Origin of the sequence: Neobacillus sp. OS1-2 (assembly GCF_030915505.1) — a bacterium.
Lineage (GTDB): Bacteria > Bacillota > Bacilli > Bacillales > Cytobacillaceae > Neobacillus.
The window spans coordinates 3,188,294-3,200,675 of record NZ_CP133265.1 but is presented as its reverse complement, the minus strand read 5'-3'; the positions used below and the strand labels follow the sequence as shown (position 1 = coordinate 3,200,675).

At 39.4% G+C, this 12,382-nt stretch carries 10 protein-coding genes; 1 reads left to right on the top strand and 9 read right to left on the bottom strand.

Annotated features, from left to right (window positions below; translation table 11 throughout):
* Nucleotides 1-59 precede the first annotated feature (59 nt).
* The 7 genes from yhaM to RCG19_RS15755 form a co-directional block, all read right to left on the bottom strand.
* Nucleotides 60-1,025, bottom strand: coding sequence for a 3'-5' exoribonuclease YhaM (gene yhaM / locus RCG19_RS15785; RefSeq protein ID WP_374049619.1), 966 nt, complete (start codon nt 1,023-1,025; stop codon nt 60-62).
* Nucleotides 1,026-1,055: 30 nt separating this feature from the next.
* The gene (locus tag RCG19_RS15780; RefSeq protein ID WP_308107907.1) at nt 1,056-4,058 is read right to left on the bottom strand and encodes an ATP-binding protein; all 3,003 of its coding nucleotides are present in this window, start codon (nt 4,056-4,058) and stop codon (nt 1,056-1,058) included.
* A gap of 15 nt (nt 4,059-4,073) precedes the next feature.
* The gene (locus RCG19_RS15775) at nt 4,074-5,294 is read right to left on the bottom strand and encodes a metallophosphoesterase family protein (protein WP_308107906.1); all 1,221 of its coding nucleotides are present in this window, start codon (nt 5,292-5,294) and stop codon (nt 4,074-4,076) included.
* Between the two features lie 140 nt (nt 5,295-5,434).
* Complete coding sequence (locus RCG19_RS15770) at nt 5,435-5,815, bottom strand: group II intron maturase-specific domain-containing protein (RefSeq protein WP_308107905.1); 381 nt, start codon at nt 5,813-5,815, stop codon at nt 5,435-5,437.
* Nucleotides 5,812-6,726, bottom strand: a complete 915-nt coding sequence (gene ltrA / locus RCG19_RS15765) for a group II intron reverse transcriptase/maturase (RefSeq protein ID WP_308107904.1) — start codon at nt 6,724-6,726, stop codon at nt 5,812-5,814. Before ltrA ends, RCG19_RS15770 begins: the two co-directional genes overlap by 4 nt.
* 546 nt (nt 6,727-7,272) lie before the next feature.
* Complete coding sequence (locus RCG19_RS15760) at nt 7,273-8,526, bottom strand: ABC transporter permease (RefSeq protein WP_308107903.1); 1,254 nt, start codon at nt 8,524-8,526, stop codon at nt 7,273-7,275.
* Nucleotides 8,519-9,418 carry an ABC transporter ATP-binding protein gene (locus tag RCG19_RS15755; protein ID WP_308107902.1) on the bottom strand — a complete coding sequence of 300 codons (900 nt, stop codon included), beginning with the start codon at nt 9,416-9,418 and terminating at the stop codon, nt 8,519-8,521. The genes RCG19_RS15760 and RCG19_RS15755 overlap by 8 nt, the downstream gene beginning before the upstream one ends.
* Before the next feature lie 125 nt (nt 9,419-9,543).
* On the opposite strand from RCG19_RS15755, the gene RCG19_RS15750 reads away from it, so the two are divergent.
* Nucleotides 9,544-9,729, top strand: a complete 186-nt coding sequence (locus RCG19_RS15750) for a YhzD family protein (protein WP_308107901.1) — start codon at nt 9,544-9,546, stop codon at nt 9,727-9,729.
* Nucleotides 9,730-9,768: 39 nt separating this feature from the next.
* On the opposite strand, the gene RCG19_RS15745 is transcribed toward RCG19_RS15750, so the two are convergent.
* Together RCG19_RS15745 and RCG19_RS15740 are read right to left on the bottom strand one after the other, a co-directional pair.
* Nucleotides 9,769-10,560, bottom strand: coding sequence for an enoyl-CoA hydratase (locus RCG19_RS15745; RefSeq protein WP_166241671.1), 792 nt, complete (start codon nt 10,558-10,560; stop codon nt 9,769-9,771).
* 147 nt (nt 10,561-10,707) lie between these two features.
* Nucleotides 10,708-12,327: a long-chain fatty acid--CoA ligase gene (locus tag RCG19_RS15740; protein ID WP_308107900.1), complete on the bottom strand. Its 1,620-nt coding sequence runs from the start codon at nt 12,325-12,327 to the stop codon at nt 10,708-10,710.
* Nucleotides 12,328-12,382: the final 55 nt, after the last annotated feature.

Below are 12,382 nucleotides of genomic sequence, written 5' to 3'. Positions count from 1 at the left end.
TTTTTCTTAAAATATTCGTTTCTTTGCAAAAAAAATAACCCTAAGTGGGTTATTTCCATTTACTTATGAAACATTGGCTTATAAAATGATCGATTATCCAACGCAAAAATTCGCTCAGTAAATTCCCCTGGCTTTACTCGTTCTAATGCACGGTCAAGCATGTTCATTTTAGCATCAAGATTATCAATATAATGAAGGATTTCTGCCTCCTTGATTAATGGAGGTTTAGGGCTGCCCCATTCCGCTTTCCCATGATGGCTAAGGACAAGATGTTGTAAAATTAATACCTCTTCACTGGAAATTCCCAGTTCCTCTGCTGCATTGCCTATTTCGGTAATCATTATTGTTATATGTCCAAGCAAATTTCCTTCAATTGTATAGACCGTTGAAATTGGCCCCGATAATTCTATGACCTTCCCCATATCATGTAAAATCACACCAGCATACAATAGATCCTTATCAAGACTAGGATATAAAGAAGCAATCGCTTTGGCCAAGTCCAGCATGCTGACTACGTGATAGGCAAGTCCTGAAACAAATTCATGATGATTTTTTGTAGCAGCTGGATATTCTAAGAATGCCTTCTGATGCTTCTTTATTAAATGACGGGTAATTCGTTGGATATTTGGATTTTTCATTTCGAAAATATACTGTGTCAGTTTGCCGACCATTTCTTCCTGACTTAATGGGGCTGTCTCTAGAAAGTCATCTAACTTAACCATGTCAGATGGGCCAGTCTTTCTGATTTGGCGGATTTTCAGCTGACTCTTACCACGATAATTTTGAAGGTCTCCAAGAATTTTTACAATATTTTGAGCTGCATAGTTCTTTTCATCTTCTTCACTAGCATCCCAGAGCTTTGCCTCGATTTCGCCGCTTTGATCTTGGAGGATTAATGTCAAAAAAGGCTTGCCATTACTCGCAATCCCTTTGGTTGAATTTTTTATTAAGAGAAATAATTCAACCTGTTCTCCAACCTCATAATCTAAAATACTTTTTCCCAATCTATCCACGCTCCTTCCCATAATATGAGTATAACACATAGACATATATCTCTAGTGAATGACCTGAATAGCACCTTTTTCTATAGAAAGAATATTTTCCCTCTGGAAAAGGGGTAGTAAGTGCGCATGGCAAGTAAAAAATAATAGTTGATTGCCCTCTAGTGTTTTAAGTAGTTCAATCACTTTGTTTGTTCTTTTTGCATCAAAATTGACAAAACTATCATCAATGATAATGGGAAACTGATATTTTTCATAAAGCGTTGTTGCCAACGACAGCCGAATGGACACATATAACTGTTCCATCGTTCCCTGACTTAGCTCTTTTGCTTCAAATAGGGTATGGTCCTCACGCTCAACAAGAAAACCGGAACCTGACTTCTGCAAGTGAATTTTATTATAGCTGCCGTCCGTCAGAATTGACATGTATTCTTCCGCTTTGGAGAGCATCCTCGGTAAATGAATATTTTTATATTTATCAATCGTTTGCGCCAAAATCTGTTGGGATAAACAATATACAGACCACTCTTTCGCAGCCTCTTCTAGTTCAAATTTCTTCTGCTTGTAGTGATGGAGAATGTCAGAATACACGCCGCCTTCCTCCAATATTTGAATCTCGTACTTTATCGAAGCTTGATTCTCTTGAAGCTCTTTTAATTTTGAATGGAATTTCGATGCCTCAAGATTTAATCCTGCGATCACTTCATCACAATCATGAATCGACAGATAGCTTTCCCAAGCCTGTTCAGGAAGTGTAGCGTACTGAAGCTGACTTAAAAGATGGTTATACCTTTCAAGAAGGAAAGCTTGTTTTTCAGCCTTTTCCCCTCGTTCATAGAATTGAAGCTCAGTTTCTGTATTAGCAGTTTGGAGAAGCTTGTCATGTTCGGATTGTAAAAGCACCAATTCTTGTGACTTTTGCTTTAAATCTGCTATAAGGTCAGCAAGCTTCCCGTTCCTTTCTTGACTCTTTATTTGCTTTTCATGCTCTTCCTTCAGCTTGTTCCTTAGTAGGTAGGCCGAATTATGTAGATCTAAGCCCTTTACCTCTAAAAAACGATTCTCATATGATTTAAGTCCTTCTTCTATTTCGTCCTGAAGCTGATTTATCTGTCCAAGTCTTTCTTGCAATTGTTTCTTCTCGCGGTAAATAGATTTACATTGCTCAATTAATTCAAAAGCTTCTTGTAAAAACATGACTGCAATATATTCGGGGATCTTTAGTTCATTGCTGATCGACAACAGCTGTTCTTTATTTTGAGAAGACTCTTTTTCCCATTCTTCCAATTTCGTTAATGCCTTATTGTATTGAATTTGCTGTTGTTTTAGGCTCATTTTTAATAGTTGCAGCTCATCAAGCCTTTGATTATCCAGCTGTAATTGATTCTCAAGCTTTGTGATATCCAAATATTTTGCTGACTCAATCTTTTGCCTTAGGTTTGTTTCCTTGTCTAGTAAACCATTAAGTTTCTGCTTCACTTTTTCTTCTTTTATTGGCTTTGTGCTTTTCATCATAAATAGTGCAATTCCTATACATCCAAGCACACCGAAAGAAAAGAGAACCCATTGCTTTGTGAACATGCCATATAATAACAGCCCAAATAAAATGAACTCAAACAGAAAAAATTGGATCCTTTTCTGCTTATTTATGTTTTCTTTTGCAGTCTTATCCCGTTCATTTGCCAGCTTGAAAATCTCTATTTGTTCCTGTATGGAATTTAATTCCCATTCCAAACTCTTTTTATCAGTGGCGGCATTTATGTGCTCCTCAAGTTGTAACCGCTCTTGTTTAGACAGGACTTGCCTCTCTACAAATCGGACGTCCTTTTCTATTTCTTCCAATCCGTTTTTTTCCTCTTGATACTGCGCCTCAAGCTCTACTTTTGTTTCTTCAAGTTTTTGTCGTTTTCGGGAAACGATTTCCACTTGATTCCTCATATAAATATTTGTATTAATCGCAAGGATATCATCTTCATTTAAGGATAAATGAAGTTTTTCTCTAGTAATGGACAGCTTATCTTCAAGTTCAGCTAATTTAACCTCGCATTGCTGCTTCTCAAGATTCCATTGTTCCATTATCGGTATTTGATTAAGCAATCTTAAAATCGCAGGCTCATTTTCAAGCAAAGAAATAGTAGGTTCAATCGTCGTTAATTCCTGCTTCATATTTTCGATTCTGTCGGAAATACTTACGATTTCGGCCTGATAGGGGTGAATCAGTTGATTTAGTTTCTCCATTCTTTCCATCCCGCGTGCTGGAAACCTGATTTCTCCCAGTTCGTTAAGCTCCTTCTTTATTCGTCTCTCTTCTTTGACGATTGGCTCGATCCTCTTCCATTCATTCAATTTCTCCATCTTTTTAGCTAGTTCCTGAAGAGCATCCGTTATTGCGAGCATTTCTTCCTGAAGCACGTCATTCTTCGTAATCAGGCTTTCATATTCCTTATTTTTTGCGGCTGCTTTTTTCAACTCTCCACTTATTTCATGAAGGGCTTGTAATCTTTCATTCAAAAGTGGTTTCTTCCCTGTTGGCTTAAACCGGAGGTCTAACTCCCTTTGAAGGAAGGTTTCCGCTTTTGATAATTGTTCTGTGCCCAATGTTCCTGCAGAGAATAAAAATTTACCAATGTCCTCATCCTTTAATTGGTGAATGTTTTGCAAGCCTTGCAAATTAAAGGAAAAAATAGCTTGATATAAACTTTTATCAAAATTTCCTGTAAGTTCTTTTAAAAGTTCCTCGCCGCCAATTACTCCTGAATCCATGACTACCTTCACATCACCTGCTGCTTTTCCTTTAATCCGCTCTATGACAGCATATCCGTGCTCTTCATGATAAATTCTAATTTTCCCACCGTATTTGCTGCTATGTTTAGGCTCATAGCGCAGGTCAAATTGTTGCTTTGTAGGGAACCCGAAAAGAATCCCATGAATAAAAGCCATAATGGTAGACTTGCCGGCTTCATTTTCGCCATAGAAAACTTGAAAATCACTAAGGTTCGTGATTTTGAGATTTTCTAATTGACCGTATCCATATATGTGAATCTCAATAATTTTCAAAAGATCACTCCTTTCCTAAGAATGATAAAGTAATTCTATAAGCGTTTTTTCTGCTTTTTCCAGCAACTCATTTTGTTCCTCAAGTGATAAATGGGACAAATATTTTCTCCCAAACGGATGCTCATACAAGGGTGCTAACGCAGAATCAAATTGATCGAAATGATCAATTGTTTCAAATAGCTCTCCATAAAAATTGGTTTCTGTTTTCAACTGCTCTTTATCGATTGGCAGACTTTCCGTGATGACTAAGTCGACAACCCAAACAAAGGACTCTTCATCCTTTTCATCCTCTAGTAGGAGGTCTAAAAGTTCCACGTTCAAGCTTTTTTTTTCATCATCATTGGGTAGATATATATTTTTCAAATAAAGAGTTACCAGTGTTCCTATTTGAGCTCTTCGAATAGTGTTGATAGCCGCTTGGCATAAACGAAGTACATCGTGAAAACTATTCGCTGAGGCGGCATCAATGACAGCTTCCTCCCAGATCATATCAGATGACTCGATAAAATCCATTTTTGTATCCAGGTCTGTCAATGTAATATAATAAAACCCTTTACTGCCGGACTCTTTCTTATTTCTTCCTTGAATATTGCCGGGATAGATAATCGGGGGATTCTCAGACAATACAGAACGTTTATGAATATGTCCTAATGCCCAATAATCAAAGTCTTTTTCCAGTAAATCCTTGACTGAAAATGGAGCATAGTTGTCATGCTCCTTTCCCGTGCTTTCATTACCATGAAGAATGCCAATATGAAAATCTGCCCCCTCAGCTTTCTTATAATCATCTATTTTCCGATCAAACACATGCCTTGTAGGATAACTAAATCCATAAAGATGAACGCATTCACCGGTCTTGGTATAGAGCATCATTGTTTCAACCTCACCATGAAAAACATGAACATTCTCAGGCATGTCCAAATGCACCCAAGAACCATTTAAATGATCGTGATTTCCATGTACAACATAAACGGGAATATCCTTCTCAGCAAGCTTTAGCATTTCCGTACGAAAGCGAGATTGTGCCCTCAAACTGCGGTCCTCTCCATCGAATAAATCTCCTGCCAAGACGACAAAATCAACTTCCCGCTCGATCGCAGCTGCTGTCAGCTTTTTCAATGCTATAAAGGTACTCTCTTTTACCCTAGAAAAAATAGGTGCTGGTAAATGCTTTAATCCGATCATCGGGCTATCCAAATGTAGATCTGCTGCATGAATAAACGATATCTTTTTCATAAATAATTCCTTTCGCCCTTTTTATTCATTGTAACACCATTAAAACACGAATGCACGTTCCTATAGGAAAATAGAGTAGGAGGGGAATTTTAATCCCCGGCCTCTCACACCACCGTACGTACGGTTCCGTATACGGCGGTTCAATCTTTTAAGTATCTAAGCTCATAAAGTTGGGAAATGTCTTTCAATCCCCACTTTGTGAGTTTTTCTTTTGTTATCGCTTGATGTAGGATTTCACTTTTGGATATGCGCCAATATCCCTTCCGCGAATTAGCTAATTTCATGGCATCGTCATGACTGATTCCATATTTGCGAAGCATTCTGTATTTGGTCTTTGGCTTTTTCCATCGTTTCCAAATGAGTTGTCTAAGTCGGTGGTTTAACCACTTCCGGATGTTAATGATAAATTGTTTCATACGAGCTATACAGTAGTAGTTAATCCATCCAGTGGTTAACTGGTTTATCTTCTTGATGATTTCTTCGAAAGTTCCCGGTTGTTTTCGACTGGTCGACTTTCTCAATTTATCTTTAAATCGTTGTTTTGCCGACTTGCTAGGTCGGCAACCGACTTTCCCATGAGGTTTTGTAGATTGAAACCAAGGAATGTAGCCGAAGTTGCCCCACAGACTTTACTTTTCTTTTGGTTAATGGTTAGTCCAAGGTCACTTTCGATATAGCTAGTGACATTATTCATTACCCTTTCTCCAGCTCGTTTGCTTTTGACATAGATGACGAAGTCATCTGCGTATCTAATAAAACGGTGTCCTCTCTCTTCTAGTTTTCTGTCTAATTTGTTCAAATAGACATTTGCTAAAATGGGGGATAACGGTCCACCTTGCGGTGCTCCCTCTGTGGTTTCAATATAGATATCTTTGTCTAGAATGCCTGAGCGAAGGAATTTCCAAATCAATTTAAGAACGGTTTTATCCGAGATGAACTCTTCCAAATATGCTCTAACTTTTTGGTGGTGGATTGTGTCAAAGTAGCTTCTTAAGTCGCAGTCCACTACTACTCGGTATCCTTCTTGATAATGCTGTTCGGCAAGTTTAATTGCCTGGTGTGCATTCCTACCTTTACGAAAACCAAAGCTCTTGTCAGAAAAGTATGGGTCTATTATTGGTTCAATTACTTGGAGGATAGCTTGTTGTACCACTCTATCCAACACACAAGGTATCCCCAAATATCTTTTGGAACCGTCTGATTTTGGAATGGCAACCCTTCTAACGGGTTGGGGCTGGTAAGTCCCATCCAAAAGCTTCTGTTTAAGAGGTTGGAAGTGCTTTTCCATATGTGTTTTCAATTGATATACGGTAATCCCATCAACCCCGGGAGCTCCTTTGTTACTTTTCACCTTTTCATATGCTTTCCAAAGGTTTTCATTTGCGATAACTTTGTTGATTAATTTGATACCATCTTGTTCTTTCATATCCATGTCGGCATCCCTACGCACTCCTATGTACCTTTCGGTTTCCAACCTATTTCTTCATAGGTAGCCATCTTTTGGTCTATACCTTGATGTTTTCTACGATTAGGCGGGGTGCCTACACCTCCTTGTTTTCCAAGATTTAAGATTGTTCAGTCCTTCATTTCCAAAGGAAACTACTATGACCTCTGCTGACTTCTCACGATAAATCTTGTTTCAACCGAGCAAATTCGCTCGTCCGTGAGACCTCCCCGGGTAAGAGCGATAACCTTCTTCTCATGTAACTGCTATATTTACTGTATGGGATTTGGGCAGTATTGGACTTTATCTTGTTATGCAGACTCATCCGTCCCAATTCAGCCTTGTATATAGTTTCTGTTCGTCAGTTCGAGAATTTGCCGCCGGCTTCCTTCAGATTCCTCCTCGCGGAGGACACCCTTGCCTTTAGCTAACAGTTCCTACTGCCAAGCCTGTAGTGGACTTGCACCACCAAGTTATCGCCCATGCCGGGCGCACATAATAAAAAGCTTTACCGGAAACCGGTAAAGCCATTCATTATTCGCTTTTGGTTAATTGCAATGCCTTTTTAATATCTTTAAAGGAATTAGATTTCCCATACATTAAGACACCGCCTCGGTAAACACGTGCCCCAAAAATGGCTAACACGGCAATAGTAGCAACAAGGATAGCGATACCCAAGATCGCCTCCCACGCCGGGATTGTCAGCATCCCAACACGCAGGAACATAATCATCGGTGTAAAAAAGGGAATATAAGACGTTGCGGTAATAAAGGCTGCATCAGGTTTACCAAGTCCAAACATCGCAATCATAAATCCGGCTACAACCATTAGCGTCATCGGAGTAATCATCTGCTGTACATCCTCAATCCGACTGACAAGTGAGCCCAAAAAGGCTGCAAGTGTGGCATAGAGGAAATAGCCGAGAATAAAGAAAATGACGGCATAGATGATGGTGGCTGTGGGAATATCACCAAACCCGTAAACACCAAAAAAGCCTTCCTTTAATGAATCCATGTTTTTGGTTAAGGAGAAATAACCGACTATCAGAAATGCCGCTAATTGTGTCAAACTTAATAGACCAATACCCAATATTTTCGCAAACATTTGCTTGATTGGCGAAACACTTGATATTAATATTTCCATTACCCTCGAGGACTTTTCTGTGGCTACCTCCATCGCAATCATGTTGGCATACATAATAACCGCAAAATAGATGATAAATAGGAGGACGTAAACAAGGCCTCGAGCCTGATTAAGCTCCTCTTCTGTTTTGGCATTCTTCTCAAGCGCCACTTTTTTAAAAGAAACTGGTTCATAAAGCTTTTGCAGCTGTGCCGGTGCCAAATTAATTTGAGAAGCTGCTAACATCGTTTTCACTTGCTGCAAAGCAGTTTGTAGATCAGTAAAAAGGGAGGAATCCGCGATGCTCATGGCTTTATAGGTTGCTACCGGCAAGTCTTCATCATTAAGCCCCAGCTGAATAACACCGGAAACATCGCCTTTTTCAACTGCTTTTTCTGCTTCCTTCTCACTTCCGTTGTAAAGTTTTATATTGATATCTTTGTTAATTGTTTTTAGCTGTTGTTTAAAAGGTTCGTAAAGTTTCCCGCTTTCATCCAGTACAGCAACATTCTCTTTCCCACCGTTTTTATCAAATATACTGATTATATTATTAATATTCGTTAGAGCCAGGACAATCACAACAGTGATGATTGTGGTAATAATAAACGATTTACTTTTTAGTTTGTTTAGATAGGTATGAAATAAGATAATCCAAAAGCTATTCATAAGAATTACCCACTTTCTCGATAAAGATATCATTTAAAGAAGGTTCTTCGAGGGCAAATTTTCGGATGAATCCTTTGTTAACAATTTCTTTAAGTATACTTTCTGCCACTCTTTCTCCTTCAATCTGTAGAAGACTCCCTTCCATTGTTGGCGTTGCTTTTACAACACCAGGATAATCTTTCAAAGAATCTAGGGAAAAATCGGCATGGATGATGAGATTTTTTTTGCCAAACTCACGTTTTATCTTCCTTAAGTCACCATGAACTACCGTTTTTCCTTTATGCATAATGCAAAGATGTTCGCACATCTCCTCGACATGATGCATTTGATGGCTGGAAAATACAATGGTGGCCCCATTTTGTTTAAGGGTTAAGACAGCCTCCTTGAGCATTTCCACATTGACCGGGTCAAGCCCGCTAAATGGTTCGTCAAGGATTAATAATTTCGGTTTATGTACAACAGCAGCAATGAACTGAATTTTCTGCTGGTTCCCTTTTGACAGTTCCTCCACTTTTTTATTTTCATACTCTGGGATTTTAAAGCGCTCCAACCAAGATTTTAGTTCAATCAGCGCCTCACTCTTCTGCATCCCTCTTAATCTCGCTAAATAGACAATTTGATCTCGGACTTTCAACTTCGGGTATAATCCTCTTTCCTCGGGAAGATAGCCGACTAAATGGCTGGTGGAATAATCAATCGGCTGCTCATCCCAGGTAATTCTTCCGGCGGTATTATCGAGCAAACCTAAAATCATCCGAAACGTGGTTGTCTTTCCGGCCCCGTTAGCCCCTAAAAAGCCAAACATTTCTTTTTCAGGGATTGTTAAGGATAAATCGTCAACGGCCAAAAACTGCCCAAACCGTTTTGTGACATGTTCAAGTTTTAGAACCATTTCATACACTCCTTTCTCTCATTATTACGAATGGTACCATAATTTGGTTTCATTTTCTTTCTTTTGCACTTTTTTTAGAATTATGCAAAAATAGTAGTAAATCATTTTTTAAAGGGGTTTTTATAGTGAAGAATTATAAATTAACTGCATTTGAAGCAACTGGCGAAAAGCTTTTAGACGAAACCTTTCAGGCGGAAAATGACGATGCAGCAAAGAAACTAGGGGAACAACTATTAGTAGAGAAAAACTTATTAGCAAAAACACATCGCTGCACATCACCAAATGGCAAACTCTTACTTTTCCATTCGTGAAACAAGCAGGCGCATGAATCATTCATGCGCCGCTAATGGTTACTGTCCAATGAAACGTGGTTTCCTTTTTTCAATAAAGGCCTTTATTCCTTCTTGGTGATCAATCGTTTCCCGCATTTTTTGCTGGCCATATTTTTCTAACTCCAGGATTTTTAATAATTGCGGTCGATTCTTCTCAGCCATTATTTTTTTCGTCTTAATCATTGCCTGAACCGGACGACTTAGCCAATCTGCAATTCTAGTATCCAAAGCCTCCTGGAGGTCTTCTCCTGCTACCTCTTGAATCAGTCCCAGCTTGAACGCTTCTTCGGCACTAAGCATTTTTCCATCCCAGATGACTTGCTTTGCCTTCGTCTCTCCCAATCGTTTTTCTAAAAAGAAATGGGCACCACCGTCAGGAATCAAACCAATTCCAATAAAATTCATTGCCAATTTGCTAGCTTTATCGGCTATAATATAGTCTGTCGCCAATGCTAAACTAAAGCCCAAGCCTGCAGCGGCACCTGTAACAGCACTAATGGTAAGTTTCGGCATGCTATAAAGAGTGATGATTAGTTCACTAATGCAATCCATTACTGGAAAGAAATCGCTCTCATTCATGTTTGAAAGCATTGTTTTAATATCACCGCCAGCTGAGAAGGCTCTCCCCTTACCTGTTATGACAACAATATCAACATCATCAGAATCACTTAATTCCTTTAGTTTGCAAACTAGCCCCTTAATGACATCCGTATCCATCGAGTTTAAAGATTCCGGTCTGTTCATTTCCAGTGTTGCAACGCGGTCAACAACTCGTAAATTTACCTTATCCGTTGTAAAATTGATTGACACGGCAAATTCCCCCTTTTCATTCATTTCAATTCCATTATATATGGATTAGCCAAGAATAAAAACAAGCTTTCTTAATATATTGAATTTTCTTTTCTGCTATCAAAGTGAAACCAAAAGGCAAAGGAAAAATCCCCTGCCTTTTTTTCCTTAACTTTTTCGCGTTACTTCTTTTTGAACTTGATCACGTAAGGCCATCTTCAGGAATTTTCCAACTGATGTCTTAGGAATCTCCTCCAGGAAAAGGATTTCATCTGGAATCCACCATTTAGTAAACTGCGGTGTAAGAAATTCTATTAATTCTTCTTTTGTGGTTTTCCCTTTATATGCATCCTTTAAGACTACACATGCAAGCGGGCGTTCCTGCCATTTTTCATGAGGAATGGCAACAACTGCCGCTTCAAAAACCGCCTCATGTGCCATTAGAGCATTTTCTAAATCCACCGATGATATCCATTCCCCGCCACTTTTAATTAAATCCTTTGTCCGGTCAACGATTTTCACGAAACCTTCCTCGTCAATCGTCACAACATCTCCCGTATGGAGCCAACCATCGTGAAAGGCATCCTTTGTCCGCTCGTCTTTATAATATTCTGATGCAATCCATGGGCCTCGAAGGCACAATTCTCCCATTTCATTTCCATCCCAGGCAACTTCGCCATCCTTACCAAGAACTTTCATTTCTAACCCTGGAACAAGCGTGCCTTGTTTGGCCCGCAAATCAAGTCGTTCCTCATAATCTAAATCTTCTTGGTAACTTTTTAAAGTGGAGAAAAGGGCAAGCGGACTTGTCTCCGTCATCCCATATGCATGCATGAATGGCACATTATATTTTTGCTCAAAGGCTTTAATCATTCCTTTCGGCGCTGCTGAACCACCGCATAAGATTCCCCTTAAACTGTTTAAATCATAGGAACCCTCATCAAGCTCTCTAAGTAATCCAAGCCAAATGGTCGGAACACCGCTTGTTATCGTGACTTTTTCTTGTTCGATCAATTCCGCCAATAATTTTGGCGTGAAGTATGGCCCTGGAAGAACTAGTGTCGTTCCGAACCAGACTCCCGCAAACGGCATTCCCCAGGCATTGGCATGGAACATTGGAACAACGGTTAGGGCAATATCTTTTTCACTTATGGCAGCACTGTCTGCAAGGCCTAAAGCCAAACTGTGGAGAAAAATCCCTCGATGAGTATAGACGACACCTTTTGGATTCCCGGTTGTAGCAGAGGTATAGCACATACCTGCTGGATCATTTTCATTAAGATCTGTTGGATAGGTATAATCAGGATTTGCTTCTTCTAAAAGCTGCTCATAATGGTAAACAGGAGAGAGTTTGGTCTTCGGTAATTCTTTTTCATCGGTCATAATAATAAATGCCTTAACCGTTTTTAATTCTGCCGCACAGCTTTCGAGTAATGGCAGGATGTCTGAATCAACGAGAAGAACCTTATCTTCGGCATGATTGATAATGTAGGATATATGCTGAGGTGATAAGCGGATGTTAATCGTATGCAAAACGGCACCCATACATGGAATTGCAAAATAGGCCTCCAGGTGACGGTGATGGTTCCAGGCTAATGTTCCTACCCTTTCACCTTTCGTTACTCCTAATTTGGTTAGGCTATCAGCAAGCCTCCTCGTTCTTTCGGCAACTTGGTTATAGGTAAATCGCTGAATACCGCTTGCCGTCCTGGATACCACTTGTTTCTTCGGAAAATACTTTTCTGCCCTCTCAATCATTTGAGTCATCGTTAAAGGTGTTTGCATCATTACTAAATCTCCCCCTCCAAGAATGAATGCGTTTTAAATACCCCATTGAAGTGTA